This window comes from Yunchengibacter salinarum (assembly GCF_037658235.1).
GTDB lineage: Bacteria > Pseudomonadota > Alphaproteobacteria > Sphingomonadales > Kordiimonadaceae > Yunchengibacter > Yunchengibacter salinarum.
The window spans coordinates 1-17,433 of the sequence record NZ_JBBJLN010000014.1 but is presented as its reverse complement, the minus strand read 5'-3'; the positions used below and the strand labels follow the sequence as shown (position 1 = coordinate 17,433).

14 protein-coding genes and 1 tRNA gene are annotated in these 17,433 nt (G+C 62.0%); all 15 read left to right on the top strand.

Features of this window, described 5'->3' with window-relative positions; translation table 11 throughout:
- On the top strand, positions 1-138 hold a 138-nt coding region (locus WGH93_RS12595), incomplete at its 5' end, for an EF-Tu C-terminal domain-related protein (protein WP_445530153.1).
- Positions 139-324: 186 nt separating this feature from the next.
- Positions 325-400 (top strand) — tRNA-Trp (locus tag WGH93_RS12590).
- Positions 401-579: 179 nt separating this feature from the next.
- Positions 580-777 (top strand): preprotein translocase subunit SecE, encoded by a 198-nt coding sequence (gene secE, locus WGH93_RS12585; protein ID WP_374765245.1) that lies wholly within the window; start codon positions 580-582, stop codon positions 775-777.
- Between the two features lies 1 nt (position 778).
- Positions 779-1,315, top strand: a complete 537-nt coding sequence (nusG, locus tag WGH93_RS12580; protein WP_374765244.1) for a transcription termination/antitermination protein NusG — start codon at positions 779-781, stop codon at positions 1,313-1,315.
- A gap of 154 nt (positions 1,316-1,469) precedes the next feature.
- Complete coding sequence (gene rplK, locus WGH93_RS12575; protein ID WP_374765243.1) at positions 1,470-1,901, top strand: 50S ribosomal protein L11; 432 nt, start codon at positions 1,470-1,472, stop codon at positions 1,899-1,901.
- 3 nt (positions 1,902-1,904) lie between these two features.
- Positions 1,905-2,603, top strand: coding sequence for a 50S ribosomal protein L1 (rplA, locus tag WGH93_RS12570; RefSeq protein ID WP_374765242.1), 699 nt, complete (start codon positions 1,905-1,907; stop codon positions 2,601-2,603).
- A gap of 347 nt (positions 2,604-2,950) precedes the next feature.
- On the top strand, positions 2,951-3,466 hold the full coding sequence (rplJ, locus tag WGH93_RS12565) for a 50S ribosomal protein L10 (protein ID WP_374765241.1): 516 nt from the start codon (positions 2,951-2,953) through the stop codon (positions 3,464-3,466).
- Positions 3,467-3,568: 102 nt separating this feature from the next.
- Positions 3,569-3,943, top strand: coding sequence for a 50S ribosomal protein L7/L12 (gene rplL / locus WGH93_RS12560; RefSeq protein WP_374765240.1), 375 nt, complete (start codon positions 3,569-3,571; stop codon positions 3,941-3,943).
- A gap of 266 nt (positions 3,944-4,209) precedes the next feature.
- Entirely contained in the window at positions 4,210-8,307 is a 4,098-nt protein-coding gene (gene rpoB / locus WGH93_RS12555) for a DNA-directed RNA polymerase subunit beta (RefSeq protein WP_374765239.1), read from the top strand.
- 151 nt (positions 8,308-8,458) lie between these two features.
- A complete protein-coding gene (rpoC, locus tag WGH93_RS12550; protein WP_374765238.1) occupies positions 8,459-12,655 on the top strand; it encodes a DNA-directed RNA polymerase subunit beta' in 4,197 nt (1,398 codons plus the stop codon).
- A gap of 96 nt (positions 12,656-12,751) precedes the next feature.
- On the top strand, positions 12,752-13,726 hold the full coding sequence (locus WGH93_RS12545; protein ID WP_374765237.1) for a hypothetical protein: 975 nt from the start codon (positions 12,752-12,754) through the stop codon (positions 13,724-13,726).
- Between the two features lie 372 nt (positions 13,727-14,098).
- Positions 14,099-14,470, top strand: a complete 372-nt coding sequence (gene rpsL, locus WGH93_RS12540; protein WP_374765236.1) for a 30S ribosomal protein S12 — start codon at positions 14,099-14,101, stop codon at positions 14,468-14,470.
- Between the two features lie 21 nt (positions 14,471-14,491).
- A complete protein-coding gene (rpsG, locus tag WGH93_RS12535) occupies positions 14,492-14,962 on the top strand; it encodes a 30S ribosomal protein S7 (protein ID WP_374765235.1) in 471 nt (156 codons plus the stop codon).
- A 26-nt stretch (positions 14,963-14,988) separates the two neighbouring features.
- Positions 14,989-17,067: an elongation factor G gene (gene fusA, locus WGH93_RS12530; protein ID WP_374765234.1), complete on the top strand. Its 2,079-nt coding sequence runs from the start codon at positions 14,989-14,991 to the stop codon at positions 17,065-17,067.
- 67 nt (positions 17,068-17,134) lie between these two features.
- Positions 17,135-17,433, top strand: a 299-nt coding sequence (locus WGH93_RS12525; RefSeq protein ID WP_374765233.1) for a GTP-binding protein, incomplete at its 3' end; no start/stop codon positions are given.

Genomic DNA, 17,433 nt, shown 5'->3' with positions numbered 1-17,433 from the left:
ATGGTGATGCCCGGCGACAATGTGAACCTGACCGTGGAACTGATCGCCCCGATCGCCATGGAAGACGGCCTGCGCTTCGCCATCCGCGAAGGTGGCCGCACCGTCGGCGCCGGCGTGGTTAGCAAGATCCTCGACTAGGGGCAGACACAAAGGGGGCGGCTCGCCGACAGGGCGGGCCGCCGCTTTTCATTGCGGGGGCAACTCCGCCCGGTGGTGGTGAAAAAACACTTGCAAGCCTTGGCGGTGAGCGGTACACCCCACCCCCGGAATAAACCAGTGTCCAGATGCCTTTTGGGCCCTGGGTATTGGCAAGGTAGCGCGACTAGGGGTGTAGCTCAGTTGGTAGAGCACCGGTCTCCAAAACCGGGTGCCGGGGGTTCGAGTCCCTCCACCCCTGCCAGCCTGCCGCACATCGCCGACTTGCCCTGGGCTCTGATCGCCGGATGCGGTGGAGCGGAGCCCGCAAGTGGCGGACAAACGAATCGGGCGATCGGTATCGCCCCGCAGTTCCGAAGGTTTCGGCCTTGCGGAAGCGGGTGGGTGGTGCCGGTCGCGACATGCAGTTGAAGGAAAGACGCAATGGCGAAAACCACGCCCGGCGAGTTTGTTCGTCAGGTCCGCCAGGAAGGGTCCAAGGTCACCTGGCCCACGCCGCGAGAGACCTCCGTCACCTCGGTGATGGTGTTCATCATGGTTTCGATCATGGCGGTATTCTTCCTTGGGGTGGATTTTCTGCTGAATGCGGGTGTTCAGTGGCTGCTTGGTTTAGGGGGCTGATGTGAAGAAAGCGCGCTGGTATATCATCCACGCCTATTCGGGATTCGAGAAGAAGGTGGCCGCCCAGATCAAGGAGCAGGCCGCCCTTAATGGTCTGGAAGCCCTGATCGAGGAAGTGATCGTTCCCACCGAAGAGGTGGTGGAGGTGCGCAAGGGCAAGAAGGTCACGTCCGAGCGCAAGTTCTTCCCCGGCTATGTGCTGGTGAAAATGGTGCTCACCGACGACACCTATCATGTGGTGAACTCCAACTCCAAGGTGACCGGCTTTCTGGGCTCCCAGGGGCGCCCGTCCCCGATCACGGAGGCGGAGGCCAAGCGGATTCTCAACCAGGTCGAGGAAGGCGTGGAGCGCCCCCGGCCCAATGTGGTGTACGAGATCGGCGAGGAAGTGCGCGTGGTGGACGGGCCCTTCACTTCGTTCAACGGCACGGTGGAAGACGTGGACGAAGACCGCGCCCGCCTGAAGGTGTCGGTATCGATTTTTGGCCGGGCGACCCCGGTGGAACTGGAATACGCCCAGGTGGAAAAAGCCACCTGAGGCACAAGGGCTCGGGCCTTCGGGCCTGATACCCGCGCGGGAGGCCCGCCATTGGCCGTGACCGCGCATTCCGAAGCCGCTGCTCCCCTGTGAGTGGTGGAAGGCAGAAAAGCCCCGATTCCCATGCGGGACGGGACAGCAAGAGGAACGTGAAATGGCACGTAAGAAAATCCAGGGGTATCTGAAGCTTCAGGTCCCCGCAGGTCAGGCCAATCCGTCGCCGCCCATCGGGCCGGCGCTGGGTCAGCGTGGCGTGAACATCATGGAATTCTGCAAGGCGTTCAACGCCGCCACGCAGGAGATGGAAAGCGGGATGCCGATCCCGACTATCCTGACCATTTATAATGACAAGTCCTTCACCTTTGTCACCAAGACGCCGCCGGCCACCTTCTATCTGAAGCGGGCCGCCAAACTGAAGAGCGGGTCCAAGGAGCCGGGCCGGGCCACTGCCGGGACCGTCACCCGCGACCAGTTGCGCGAGATCGCCGAGGCCAAGATGGCGGATCTCAACGCCAATGACATCGATCAGGCCATCAAGATCATCGAGGGCTCCGCGCGCTCGATGGGCCTGCAAGTGGAGGGCTAAGGCATGGCACGTGTGCAGAAGCGTATGCAAAAGGCCCTTGAGGGTCTCGACCTTGAAAAGGCCATGTCCGTAGAGGACGCGGTCAAGGAACTGAAGGCGCGCTCCGCCGTCAAGTTTGACGAAACGGTTGAAGTGGCGATGAATCTGGGTGTGGACCCGCGCCATGCGGACCAGATGGTGCGCGGCGTGGTGGCGCTGCCCCACGGTACCGGGAAATCCGTGCGCGTAGCCGTGTTCGCCAAGGGGCCCAAGGCTGATGAAGCCAAGGAGGCCGGGGCGGACATTGTGGGCGCCGAGGATCTGATGCAGACCATTCAGGGCGGCGAGATCGACTTTGACCGCTGCATCGCCACGCCGGACATGATGGGCGTGGTCGGGCGCTTGGGCAAAGTGCTCGGCCCCAAGGGTCTGATGCCGAACCCCAAGCTGGGGACCGTGACCATGGATGTGAAATCCGCCATTGAGGCCGCCAAGGCGGGCCAGGTGGAATTCCGCGTGGAGCGGGCCGGCGTGATCCATGGCGGCGTGGGCAAGCTGAGCTTTGACGAAGCGGCCATTGCCGAGAATGTCAGGGCCTTCATCACGGCCATTATCAAGGCCAAGCCCAGCGGCGCCAAGGGCACCTATGTGAAAAAGGTGAGCCTGACCTCGACCATGGGGCCGGGCCTGAAGATCGACACCAGCGAATTGGGCGCGGCCTGATCTGGTGCAAGGGCTTCCGTTCGCCGGATATGGCGGGCGGGGCGCCGGGTGGTTCGCCGCCCGGTTTGAACTGTCCGAGATTGCAGGGGCGCCGGGAAGCCGGGGCTTAAAACACGCGGCGAGACGCGACGCCGCCGCCTGCATGAGACGGGGCGCTAAGGGATTTCTTCCCGGGTCGGTGAAAGCTGGCCGGGATCGCGGTTCCCAGGGACGGGTGCAACCCGCCCTGCTGGCCCCCGGACAGGGGAGTGCCCGGTGCATGAGCGCCGGGTGGGCTCGACAAATGACGGCTCGCTCCGGCGGCTCACAAGGCACCGGGACGGGTCATCAATATCGGAGACGAGAAAGTGAACAGAGCCGAAAAGCAGGAGCTGGTTGCATCTCTGCATGACGTTTTCTCGAGCGCAGGGTCCGTTGTGGTGGTCCACTATGACGGTCTTAATGTGGCGGAGATGACGGATCTGCGTGATCGTATGCGCGAGGTGGAAGCCAGCCTGAAAGTCACCAAGAACCGGCTGACTCGTCTTGCACTGAAAGGCACGCCCTATGAAGGGCTTGCCGATTTGTTCACGGGTCCGACGGCGGTAGGCTATGCGGCCGACCCCATCGCAGCACCGAAGGTTCTTGCCAAGTTCGCCAAGGAAAACGAAAAGCTTCGTATTTCCGGCGGCGGCATGGGCGAGGATGTGCTCGACGATGCGGCGGTCAAGCAGTTGGCCGAACTGCCCTCGCTCGATGAACTGCGCGGCACGATCGTGGGCCTGGTACAGGCCCCGGCACAGAAGCTGGCGGCGGTCACACAGGCCCCGGCTGGTCAACTGGCCCGCGTATTCAGTGCTTATGGCGAGAAAGACGCAGCCTGACAGACAGGCCTTCAAATCGTCCGGTTTCGACCGGATGGTTCATCATTAACGCGACATGGAAAACGGCTCCCCCCTGGGACCGAATGAACTGGAGAAAAAGACATGGCTGATCTTGAGAAACTGGTTGACGAACTGTCCAGCCTGACCGTTCTGGAAGCGGCTGAACTGTCCAAGCTGCTGGAAGAGAAGTGGGGCGTATCCGCCGCGGCACCGGTTGCCGCTGCTGCTCCGGCTGCCGGTGGCGGCGAAGCGGCTGCTGAAGAGCAGACCGAGTTCGACGTGATCCTGACCGATGCCGGTGCCAAGAAGATCAATGTGATCAAGGAAGTGCGCGGCATCACGGGCCTTGGCCTGAAAGAAGCCAAGGAACTGGTCGAAGGTGCGCCCAAGCCGATCAAGGAAGGCGCATCCAAGGACGAAGCCGAAGAGCTGAAGAAAAAGCTCGAAGATGCCGGCGCCAAGATCGAGCTGAAATAAGCGCGATCAGGGCCTTGAAGCGACAGGGTCGGGAGCGGTATGCGCTCCCGGCCTTTCGGCGTCTCTTGAGAGATGCCGCGGACCAGACCCGCGCAGCGCCCGACGGCGCGCCGGGATTGTCATGCCTCCCTTGGGTGGGCTGGCAGATGAGACACAGGTTTTTCGGGGTGGGCGGTCTTGGCTGGCCGACCCCGCCAGGGTTCCCCGGTATTGGGGAGTGACGAAGGGGCACACCTGCCCCCCTAGCAAAGAAACGAGGGCGAAGCATGGCGACTTCATTCACCGGTCGTAAGCGGGTTCGGAAAGATTTCGGGCACATTTCCGAAGTGTCGGCGATGCCGAACCTGATCGAGGTTCAGCGCCGCTCCTATGATCAGTTCTTCAGGCCGGAGGCCGATGAAGACGAGCGCCTTGCCTCCGGGCTGGAACGGGTGCTGAAATCGGTTTTCCCCATTCAGGATTTTTCCAATACGGCTTCGCTCGAATATGTGAAATACGAGCTCGAAGACCCGAAATACGACACCGATGAATGCCAGCAGCGGGACATGACCTATGCCGCGCCGCTGCGGGTCACACTGCGCCTGATCGTTTTCGAGGTGGATCAGGAAACCGACGCCAAGTCGGTGCTGGATATCAAGGAGCAGGATGTCTATATGGGCGACCTGCCGCTGATGACCGACAACGGCACCTTCATCATCAATGGCACCGAGCGGGTGATCGTTTCCCAGATGCACCGCTCGCCCGGCGTTTTCTTCGACCATGACAAGGGCAAGAGCCACAGCAGCGGCAAGTTCCTGTTCGCCGCGCGGGTGATCCCCTATCGTGGCTCCTGGCTGGATTTCGAGTTCGACGTGAAGGACATCGTGAATGTCCGCATCGACCGTCGGCGCAAGCTGCCCGCCACCACGCTGCTGTACGCCCTGGGCATGAGCGCCGAGGAAATCCTGCAACATTTCTACAATGTGCTGACCTTCACCCGCGTTGAGGGCGGCTGGCGTGTGCCGTTCCGCGCCGACAAGTGGCGTGGCCAGAAACCGGGCCATGACCTGGTGGATGCGGACAGCGGCGAAGTGGTCGTGGAAGCGGGCAAGAAGATCACCCCGCGCCTGGCCAAGAGCCTGGAAAAGAGCGGCGTTGAAGCCCTGATCGTGCCTGAGGAAAAAGTGCTGGGCCGCGCCGCCGCCGAAGACATGATCGACGAGGCCACCGGCGCCATCTATGTGGAAGCCGGCAACGAGATCACGGAAGACGTGTTGTCCGACCTGGCGAGCGCCGGTGTGGACAGCTTCCGCGTTCTGGACATCGATGACATCACCATCGGCTCCTACATGCTGAACACGCTCAAGGCCGACAAGGTGGAAAGCGAAGACGAGGCCCTGGCCGAAATCTACAAGGTGATGCGCCCCGGCGAGCCGCCCACGCGGGAAACCGCTGAGGCCCTGTTCGACGGCCTGTTCTTTGATCCTGAGCGCTATGACCTGTCCGACGTGGGCCGGGTGAAGATGAACATGCGCCTGGGCGTGGAATGCGACGACAGCGTTGGCACGCTGCGCAAGGATGACATCCTCGCCACCGTCAAGACGCTGGTGGAGCTGAAGGATGGTCGCGGCGAGGTGGACGATATTGACCACCTTGGCAACCGCCGTGTGCGTTCGGTCGGCGAACTGATGGAAAATCAGTACCGCATCGGCCTGCTGCGCATGGAGCGCGCGATCCGGGAGCGCATGTCGTCGGTGGATATCGACACCGTGATGCCGCATGACCTGATCAACGCCAAGCCCGCGGTGGCCGCGGTGCGGGAGTTTTTCGGCTCCAGCCAGCTCAGCCAGTTCATGGATCAGACCAACCCGCTGGGCGAGATCACCCACAAGCGGCGCATGTCGGCGCTTGGTCCGGGCGGCCTGACGCGGGAGCGGGCCGGCTTCGAGGTGCGGGACGTGCACCCCACCCACTATGGCCGGATCTGTCCGATCGAAACGCCGGAAGGCCCGAACATCGGCCTGATCAACTCGCTGGCCACCTATGCCCAGGTGAACAAATACGGCTTCATCGAAAGCCCCTATCGCAAGGTGGTGGACGGCGTGGTCACCGAAGAGGTGATCTATCTCTCCGCCATGGAGGAGGGCAAGTACACCGTCGCCCAGGCCAATGCGCCCCTCAATGACAACGGCACCTTCCAGAACGATCTGGTCACCTGCCGTCAGGCGGGCGAATATATCATGGCGCCGCGCGATACCATTGATCTGATGGATGTGAGCCCCAAGCAGCTTGTGTCCGTGGCCGCGGCCCTCATTCCCTTCCTGGAGAATGACGATGCCAACCGCGCCCTGATGGGGTCGAACATGCAGCGTCAGGCGGTGCCGCTCGTGAAGGCCGAGGCGCCTTTCGTGGGTACCAATATGGAGAAGGTGGTGGCCAGCGATTCCGGTGCCGCCATCGCCGCCCGCCGAACCGGCGTGGTGGAGCAGGTGGATGCGGAGCGTATCGTGATCCGCGCCACCGAGGATGTGGACCCGGGCCGTTCGGGCGTGGATATCTATACCCTGCGCAAATTCCAGCGTTCCAACCAGAACACCTGCATCAACCAGCGCCCGCTGGTAAATGTGGGCGACGAGGTGCGGCGCGGGGATATCATCTGCGACGGGCCGAGCACCGATCTGGGTGAACTGGCGCTGGGGCGCAATGCGCTGGTGGCCTTCATGCCCTGGAACGGTTACAACTTCGAGGACAGCATCCTGATCTCGGAACGGATCGTGAAGGAGGATGTGTTCACTTCCATCCATATCGAGGAATTCGAGGTGATGGCCCGCGATACCAAGCTGGGCCCGGAAGAGATCACCCGCGATATTCCCAATGTGGGGGAAGAGGGCCTGCGCAATCTGGACGAGGCGGGCATTGTCTATATCGGTGCCGAAGTACACCCCGACGACATTCTGGTGGGCAAGATCACGCCCAAGGGCGAAAGCCCCATGACGCCGGAAGAAAAGCTGCTTCGGGCCATCTTTGGTGAAAAAGCCTCCGACGTTCGGGACAGTTCGTTGCGCCTGCCGCCGGGTGTTTCCGGCACCGTTGTGGAAGTGCGCGTCTTCAACCGCCACGGCGTGGACAAGGACGAGCGCGCGCTGACCATCGAGCGGGACGAGATCGACCGTCTGACCAAGGACCGTGAAGACGAGCGTGCCATTCTGGAGCGCAACATCTACAGCCGTCTTAAGCCGCTTCTGGTGGGGCGCACCGTCACGGCGGGTAATCGCAGCACCAAGAAGGGTACCGAGCTTACCGAAGAGCTGCTGGCTGACATGAAGCGTATCCAGTGGTGGGACCTGGCGGTGGACGATGATGCCGCCATGGCCGACATCGAGGCCCTGCGCAAGCAGTTCGAGGAAAGCAAGGCGTCGCTCCAGCGCCGTTTCGACGAGAAGATCGAGAAGCTGCAACGGGGTGACGAGCTGCCGCCGGGCGTGATGAAGATGGTCAAGGTGTTCGTGGCCGTGAAGCGCAAGCTGCAACCCGGTGACAAGATGGCCGGTCGCCACGGCAACAAGGGTGTGATCTCCCGCATTCTGCCGGTGGAGGACATGCCGCACCTTGAGGATGGCACCCCCGTGGACGTGGTGCTGAACCCGCTTGGCGTGCCTTCGCGGATGAATGTGGGCCAGATTCTGGAAACCCACCTGGGCTGGGCCAGCCGCGGTCTCGGCCGCCAGATCGAAGAGATGCTGGAGACCTATCGCCACCGGTCTGGTGTGCTGGATGACATCCGGGACAAGCTCAAGCGGATTTACGGCGAAGACCAGTACAAGCGCGAAGTGGACGAGCTGAACGACGAACAGTTGCTGGAACTGGCCGAGAACCTCACCAGCGGCGTCCCCATGGGCACCCCCGTCTTTGACGGCGCCAAGGAGGATGACGTAGAGGCCATGCTTGAGGAAGCGGGCCTTGAGGGGTCCGGGCAAGTGGACCTGTATGATGGCCGCACGGGCGAAAAGTTCGACCGCAAGGTGACAGTGGGCTATATCTATATGCTCAAGCTGCACCACCTGGTGGACGACAAGATCCACGCCCGCTCCATCGGCCCGTACAGCCTGGTGACCCAGCAGCCGCTGGGCGGCAAGGCGCAGTTCGGCGGCCAGCGCTTCGGCGAGATGGAAGTCTGGGCATTGCAGGCATATGGTGCAGCCTATACCCTGCAGGAGATGCTGACCGTCAAGTCGGATGACGTACAGGGCCGGACCAAGACCTATGAGGCCATCGTCAAGGGTGATGACAGCTTCGAGGCGGGCATCCCGGAATCCTTCAACGTGCTGGTGAAGGAGATGCGCTCGCTCGGTCTGAATGTGGAGTTGATGCCGAACGAGGACTGAATCCGCCAAGGCCACAGGCCCGGCCCCCGATGCGGGGCCGGGTGCCGCCCGTGACAGGGTGGAACCCGTTTGACAGGCGCACGCCCCCGTAAAGCCTTCCGCAGCAAAAAGCGGGGCAGGGCAGGTGCCGCAGCCAAGAGAGACGCCGGACATGAACCAGGAACTCGCCAAACCCTATAATCCGTCCCAAGCCCCGGAGACCTTTGACAAGATCAAGATCTCCCTGGCGTCGCCGGAGCGCATCCGCTCCTGGTCCTTCGGTGAGATCAAGAAGCCGGAGACCATCAATTACCGCACCTTCAAGCCGGAGAAGGACGGCCTTTTCTGCGCCCGCATTTTCGGCCCCGTGAAGGACTATGAGTGCCTGTGCGGCAAGTACAAGCGCATGAAGTATCGCGGCGTGATCTGCGAGAAGTGCGGCGTTGAGGTGACCATGGCCAAGGTGCGCCGGGACCGGATGGGTCATATCGACCTGGCCGCGCCGGTGGCGCATATCTGGTTCCTGAAGTCGCTGCCGAGCCGGATCGGCCTGCTGCTGGACATGACGCTGAAGGATCTGGAACGGGTTCTGTATTTCGAGAATTATATCGTGATCGAGCCGGGGCTGACGCCGCTCAAGCAGTTCCAGATGCTGAGCGAGGACGAGTATTTCGACGCCCAGGACGAATATGGCGAGGACAGCTTCACCGCCGGCATCGGTGCCGAGGCGGTGCAGAAGCTGTTGCAGCAGATCGACCTTGAAGACGAGCGTGAAAAGCTGCTGAAGGAACTGGCCGAGACCAAGTCCGAGCTGAAGCCGAAGAAGATTGTCAAGCGGCTCAAGGTGGTGGAAGCCTTCCTGGAATCCAACAACCGCCCCGAATGGATGATCATGTCGGTGGTGCCAGTGATCCCGCCAGAGCTACGCCCGCTGGTGCCGCTGGATGGTGGCCGGTTCGCCACGTCCGACCTGAACGACCTGTATCGCCGGGTGATCAACCGGAACAACCGCCTGAAGCGGCTTATCGAACTGCGCGCGCCGGACATCATCATCCGTAACGAAAAGCGCATGTTGCAGGAATCCGTGGATGCGCTGTTCGACAATGGCCGCCGTGGCCGCACCATCACCGGTGCCAACAAGCGCCCGCTGAAATCCCTGTCGGACATGCTCAAGGGCAAGCAGGGCCGGTTCCGTCAGAACCTGCTCGGCAAGCGGGTGGACTATTCCGGCCGTTCCGTGATCGTGGTCGGCCCGGAACTGAAGCTGCACCAGTGCGGCCTGCCCAAGAAGATGGCGCTGGAGCTGTTCAAGCCGTTCATCTATTCGCGGTTGGACAAGAAGGGCATCGCCACCACCATCAAGGCGGCCAAGAAACTGGTGGAGAAGGAACGCCGTGAAGTCTGGGACATTCTGGACGAGGTGATCCGCGAACATCCGGTGATGCTGAACCGCGCGCCGACTCTGCACCGCCTGGGTATTCAGGCGTTCGAGCCGGTACTGATCGAAGGCAAGGCGATCCAGTTGCACCCGCTGGTCTGTGCGGCCTTCAACGCCGACTTTGATGGCGACCAGATGGCCGTGCACGTGCCGCTGTCCATCGAGGCGCAGCTAGAGGCGCGGGTGCTGATGATGTCCACCAACAACATTCTCAGCCCGGCCAATGGCAAGCCGATCATCGTGCCCAGCCAGGATATCGTGCTGGGTCTCTATTACATGACCACCATGCGCCAGGGCGATGTGGGCGAGGGCAAGGCCTTTGCCAATCTGGACGAGATCCAGTTCGCGCTGGATAATGGCGCGATCAGCCTTCATTCCAAGATCATCGCCCGCCTTCCCACCGTGGATGCGGATGGCAATGACGTGGTCCGGCGGGTGGAAACCACCGCCGGTCGCATGTTGCTGGCGCGGCATCTGCCGAAGCACCCCTATGTGCCCTTCAGCCTGATCAACCGTCAGCTCACCAAGAAGGAAATCTCCGAAGTGATCGACGTGGTGTATCGCCACTGCGGTCAGAAGACCTCGGTGATCTTCGCCGATGGCGTGATGGCGGAAGGCTTCGCCCGCGCGTGCAGCGCCGGCATTTCCATCGGCAAGGATGACATGATCATCCCGGCGGCCAAGGAAAAGCTGGTGGGCGAGACCCGCGATCTGGTGAAGGAATATGAGGAACAGTATCAGGATGGCCTGATCACCCAGGGCGAGAAGTACAACAAGGTGGTGGATGCCTGGGCCCAGTGTACGGATCGCGTGGCCGATTCCATGATGAAGGAAATGGAGCGCGTGGACGTGGACGAAAGTGGCCGCGAAAGCGACCTGAACTCCATTTTCATGATGGCGCATTCCGGCGCCCGCGGGTCCGCGGCGCAGATGAAGCAGTTGGCCGGGATGCGGGGCCTGATGGCCAAGCCGTCCGGTGAGATCATCGAGACGCCGATCATCTCCAACTTCAAGGAGGGGCTGTCGGTTCTCGAATACTTCAACTCCTCGCACGGGGCACGGAAGGGGCTGGCGGATACCGCCCTCAAGACCGCGAACTCCGGTTATCTCACCCGCCGTCTGGTGGATGTAAGCCAGGACTGCGTGGTGCTGGAAGCGGACTGCGGCACCCATGACGGCATCACGGTGGAGGAACTGTCCGACGGCGGCGATGTGCTGGTGCCGCTGGCCGAGCGTATTCTGGGCCGGACGCTGGCGGAAGACGTGCTGGACCCGCACAGCGGGGACGTGCTGATGGCCGCCGGAACCCTGCTGGACGAAAGCCAGGCCGATGCCATCGAGACCGGCGGTGTATCGGCGGTGAAGATCCGCTCCGTTCTCACCTGCCAGACCGAAGGCGGCGTCTGCGCGGCCTGCTATGGCCGGGATCTGGCCCGTGGCACGCCGGTGAACATGGGCGAGGCCGTGGGCGTGATTGCCGCCCAGAGTATCGGCGAGCCCGGCACCCAGCTTACCATGCGCACCTTCCACATTGGCGGCGCGGCGACGGTGAATGCGGAAAGCACCATCGAATCCTCCGCCGATGGCAAGGTGACCATTACCAACCGGAACATCGTGGAAGACGGCAAGGGCCGCAAGATCGTGATGAGCCGGAACATGGAAATGGTGATCACGGACAAGGATGGCCGGGAAAAGGCCATTCACCGCCTGCCTTATGGCAGCCACATCTTCAAGGACAGTGGCGACCAGGTGGTGAAGGGCGAAAAGCTGGCCGAGTGGGACGCCTATACCATTCCGATCCTGACGGAAAAATCCGGCCGCGTGCGGCTGGTGGACCTGGTGGAAGGCCTGTCCGTCAAGGAAGAGGTGGACGAGAGCACCGGCATCACCAGCAAGGTGGTGACGGACTGGCGCTCGGCCCCCAAGGCATCGGAACTGCGCCCGCGCATCACCCTGCGGGACGACAATGACGAGGTGGTGGAACTGGCCAACGGAACCGAGGCCCGTTACTTCCTGTCCGTGGATGCCATTTTGTCGGTGGAAGACGGTGACCGGGTGGAAGCAGGGGATGTGATCGCCCGTATCCCCCGCGAATCCGCCAAGACACGGGACATCACCGGCGGTCTGCCGCGTGTGGCCGAACTGTTCGAGGCGCGCCGTCCGAAGGATCACGCGGTGATCTGCGATGTGGACGGGGTCGTGGAATTTGGCCGGGACTACAAGAACAAGCAGCGCATCGTGGTGCGCCCGGAAGAGGGCGAGCCGGTGGAATATCTGGTGCCCAAGGGCAAGCATATTGCCGTGCACGAAGGGGATTTCATCCGCCGCGGGGAATACATCATCGATGGCAACCCGGCGCCGCACGACATTCTTCAGGTCATGGGCGTGGAAGCGCTCGCCGCCTATCTGGTGCAGGAAATCCAGGACGTGTACCGCCTGCAGGGCGTGAAGATCAACGATAAGCACATTGAGGTGGTGGTCCGCCAGATGCTGCAAAAGGTGGAGATCACGGCGTCTGGCGAAAGCACCCTGCTGCCGGGCGAGCAGGTGGACGCCGAGGAGTTCAAGGAAGTGAACGCCAAGCTGGCCAAGGAAGGCCGTCAGCCCGCCGTGGGCAAGCCGGTCCTGCTGGGCATCACCAAGGCATCGCTGCAAACCCGCAGCTTCATTTCCGCCGCATCCTTCCAGGAAACCACGCGTGTGCTGACGGAAGCCGCCGTGGCGGGCAAGGAAGACAAGCTCCACGGTCTGAAGGAAAACGTGATTGTCGGGTCGCTGATCCCGGCGGGCACGGGTGCCCTGATGAACCGTTTGCGGTCGGAAGCGCAAAGGCGGGATGCCATTGCCCAGGCGGCCCAGGCGGACAAGGAAGATCCCATGGCCGCGGCGGAAGCGCAGTTCGCCGCCGCAACCGGGGGTGACGGCGCCTGACCGTTGGCCTCTTGATCCACTGAGCGGGGCCCGGCCTTGAGGAAGGGCCGGGCCCCGTTTCTTTTCAGTCCTTCTGCCCAAGGGGGAAGTGCCCTGATGACCCCGCCAGCCGAGACCCGCCGGATCACCGTTCATATCGGCCATGCCAAGGTGGGCAGTTCCGCCATTCAACAGTTTCTTCAGGATAATGGCGCCGCCCTGGGCGGGCGGGGCTTTGCTGTTCTGAATTCCGCGCTGCGATTTTGCGCGGGCGATGTGGCGGACGTGCCTGTCAGTGCCTTTCACGCGCTTTACGAGGCGGGAGATACCGGCGCCGCGCTGACCCGCGCCGTGGCGGCGGCACCCGCCGATCATCACCTGTTGGTGTCGGCGGAAAACCTGTCCAATGCCGGGCGGGAACGGCCTTTTCGGGATTTGCCGGAGTCGGTGCGTCTGCGCGTGGTGTTTTATGTGCGTCGCCGGGATGATTTTCTGATCAGCGCCTGGAAGCAATGGGGCCTCAAGCAAGGGCAGCAACTGCCCGCTTATGTGGCGCTGCGGCTGAAAACCGGGGACGGGTTGGGCTATCGCCGCGCCATAGAGCGCTGGCAGGCCCTGCCCAATGTGGACGAAGTTCTGGTACGCCCGCTGCATCGCTCGGCCCTTGAAGGCGGGGACCTGATACAGGATTACGCCAGCGTGCTCGGCCTGACCGATCTGGAAAGCATGACCCATCCGGGACGGGTCAATGTGAGCTTTGATTATGAATTGCTGTGCGGCCTGGCGCGCCTGCCCGATCTGTTTGATGGCCTGCACGATAATCGCCTGTTCCAGCAACTGGAGGCGAGCGGGCTGGGCCGCGCGGCGCCGGGTGCGCGCGATCCGCTGGGCCGGGCCCTGCGCCGCCGGATTCAGGCGCGTTACGAGGCGGAGGCGCGTTGGCTGCACGCGCACTGGTTTCCTCATCTGGATTTCGATGCCCTGTTCACCGCCATGCCGGATAGCGCGGCGGAGGACTCATGGACGGTGACACCCGCGGCCAGCCTGAAAAAGGCGGCGCAGGTTCTGGGCGCACTCGCCCTGCGGGACTGAGCCGGCCCGGCGCGCGCTCCTCTGTTCATGGTGGCGCCGAGTCTCGGCCCTGTCGGATGGTCCGGGCGGGGGGAAAGCAGCCGTTTCCCCCCTGAATCTTGCGTATGGAAACATCGTGGCTTTGGTTTTCTGTCGCTCTTGGCTTTTGGCTTGACGCGGGGTAGGGCCATACATATAGTTCGCGCTCGCCGGGGCGCTGGTGGTAGCGGGTTCAAGCTAGACGCTGCGCCGAACCGGCCAGGATCGAAAATCGACGTTTGTGACGGATGCCCTCGCCGGGGCCCTCAGGGTTCTGGCGCAGGCGGTTTTGCTGCATGAAACCGGGTGCCGTCCGACGAATGGTGGAAGAGAAAAACGGCAAGGATCAGATGAATGCCTACCATTAACCAGTTGGTACGAAAGCCGCGCCAAAAACCCGCGGCCCATAACAAAGTGCCCGCGCTGGAAGCATGCCCGCAAAAGCGGGGTGTTTGCACCCGTGTTTACACGACAACGCCGAAGAAACCGAACTCGGCCCTCAGGAAAGTGGCGCGTGTGCGCCTGTCCAACGGGCACGAGGTCACCAGCTACATTCCCGGTGAAGGGCATAACCTTCAGGAACACTCCGTTGTTCTGATCCGCGGTGGCCGGGTGAAAGACCTTCCCGGCGTACGCTATCACGTGCTCCGTGGCGTGCTGGACACCCAGGGCGTGTCCGACCGTCGTCAGGGCCGGTCCAAATACGGCGCCAAGCGTCCGAAGTAAGGCTGAGAGAAGGAATACGTCATGTCTCGTCGCCATAGTGCAGAAAAGCGGGAAGTGCTGCCGGACCCCAAGTTCGGGGATGTGGTGCTGACCAAGTTCATGAACAGCCTGATGCTGGACGGCAAGAAATCCACCGCCGAACGGATCGTTTACGGCGCGTTCGACCGTGTGCAGGACCGCGCCAAGCAGGACCCGCTTCAGGTCTTCCACGACGCGCTGGACAATGTGAAGCCGGCTGTTGAGGTGCGCTCCCGTCGTGTGGGTGGGGCCACCTATCAGGTGCCCGTTGAAGTGCGCACCGAGCGCGCCCAGGCGCTGGCCATTCGCTGGCTGATCGGGGCCGCGCGCAAGCGTAACGAAACCACCATGGTGGACCGGCTCGCCGGTGAACTTCAGGATGCCGCCGCCAATCGCGGGGCGTCGGTCAAGAAACGTGAAGACACCCACCGTATGGCAGAGGCCAACAAGGCCTTCTCCCACTATCGCTGGTAATCCAAGCTATCCGAAGGACTTAAGGCATGCCTCGCATTACGCCCCTTGAGCGGTATCGCAACATCGGCATCATGGCCCATATCGATGCCGGCAAGACCACCACGACCGAGCGGATTCTCTATTACACCGGTCGTAGCCACAAGATCGGTGAAGTTCATGATGGCGCCGCCACCATGGACTGGATGGAGCAGGAGCAGGAGCGCGGGATCACCATCACGTCCGCCGCCACCACCTGTTTCTGGAACGATCACCGCGTTAACATCATCGACACGCCCGGCCACGTGGATTTCACCATTGAGGTGGAGCGCTCCCTGCGCGTGCTCGACGGTGCGGTGGCCGTGTTCGACGCCGTAAGCGGGGTGGAGCCGCAGTCCGAAACCGTGTGGCGCCAGGCTGACAAATACGAAGTGCCGCGCATGTGCTTCATCAACAAGATGGACCGCATGGGCGCGGACTTCGACAACGCCGTGGACATGATCCGCAAGCGTCTGGGCGCCAAGCCGTGCATCATCCAGCTCCCCATCGGCAAGGAAGCCGACTTTGCTGGTGTGATCGACCTGATCCGCAATGAAGCGATCATCTGGAAGGGTGAAGACCTGGGCGCATCCTTTGAATATGTGCCGATCCCGGAAGACATGCAGGATGCCGCGGAAGAAGCCCGTCAGGACATGATCGAAACCGCTGTGGAAGCGGACGAGGCCCTGATGGAGAAATATCTGGAAGGCGAAGAAATCAGCAATGACGAGCTGAAAGCCGCCATCCGCAAGGGTACCGTGAACAACGAATTCGTCCCCGTGCTGTGCGGCACCGCCTTCAAGAACAAGGGCGTGCAGCCGCTGCTGGACGCGGTCGTGGATTACATGCCCGCACCGGTCGACATTCCGCCCACGGAAGGTGAAGATCCGGTCACGCAGGAGCCCATGCATCGCAAGGCATCCGACGACGAGCCGTTCTCCGCTTTGGCGTTCAAGGTGATGACGGACCCCTTCGTGGGCACGCTCACCTTCTGCCGCGTTTATTCCGGCAAGCTGGAAACCGGCACCCAGATCACCAACTCGGTGAAGGGGAAGAAGGAAAAGATCGGTCGCATGTTGGCCATGCACGCCAACAGCCGCGAGGATCTGAAGGACGCCATGACCGGCGACATCGTTGCGCTGGCGGGCCTCAAGCAGACCACCACCGGCGATACGCTTTGCGACAACAAGGATCAGGTGATCCTGGAGCGCATGGAATTCCCCGATCCGGTGATCGAAGTGGCCGTGGAGCCGAAATCCAAGGCCGATCAGGAGAAAATGGGTGTGGCGCTCAATCGCCTGGCGCAGGAAGATCCGAGCTTCCGCGTTGCCACGGACGAGGAATCCGGCCAGACCGTGATCGCGGGCATGGGCGAGCTGCACCTGAACATTCTCGTGGATCGCATGAAGCGGGAATTCAAGGTGGAGTGCAATGTGGGCGCGCCGCAGGTGGCCTACCGTGAGTGCTTCTCCAAGGAAGTGGAAGTGGACTTCACCCACAAGAAACAGACCGGCGGTTCCGGTCAGTTCGCGCGGGTGAAGATGGTTGTCTCTCCCGCCGAGCGGGGCGCCGGTTTCGACTTTGTTGACGAAATCAAAGGCGGCAACATTCCCAAGGAATACATTCCGGGCGTTGAAAAGGGCATCCGGGATGTTGCAGAAGCGGGCGCCTTGATCGGTTTCCCGATCATTGACTTCCGTGTGCGTCTGATTGATGGCGCGTATCACGATGTGGACTCCAGCGTCATGGCGTTCGAGATCGCCGGGCGCGGGGCCACCAAGGATGCCGCTCAAAAAGCCGGTATCAGCCTTCTGGAACCGATGATGAAGGTGGAAGTGGTGACCCCGGAAGAGTATATGGGCGACGTGATCGGTGACCTGAACAGCCGTCGCGGCCAGATTCAGGGCAGTGAATCGCGGGGTCCGGCCACCGTCATTGCGGCCATGGTGCCGCTGGCCAACATGTTTGGCTATGTGAACGAGCTTCGGTCTTTCACCCAGGGCCGGGCGCAATTCACCATGCATTTCGACCACTATGCCGAAGTGCCGGCAAATGTGGCAGGCGAAATCAAGGAAAAACTGGCTGGGTAACAGCCGAACACAAACAAGACCAAGCTATGGAACCCTCACAATGCAGGGCCGATAGAAAGGACTGACGATGTCGAAAGAGAAATTTGAACGTAATAAGCCGCACGTGAACATTGGCACGATTGGTCACGTTGACCATGGCAAGACGACGCTGACGGCTGCGATTACGAAGGTGCTGTCTGAGTCCGGCACGGGCTCTGCGGTGGCGTTTGACAACATTGACAAGGCGCCTGAGGAGCGTGAGCGTGGCATCACGATTTCCACGGCGCACGTTGAGTATGAGACGGAAGCGCGCCACTATGCACACGTGGACTGCCCCGGTCACGCTGACTATGTGAAGAACATGATCACGGGCGCGGCGCAGATGGA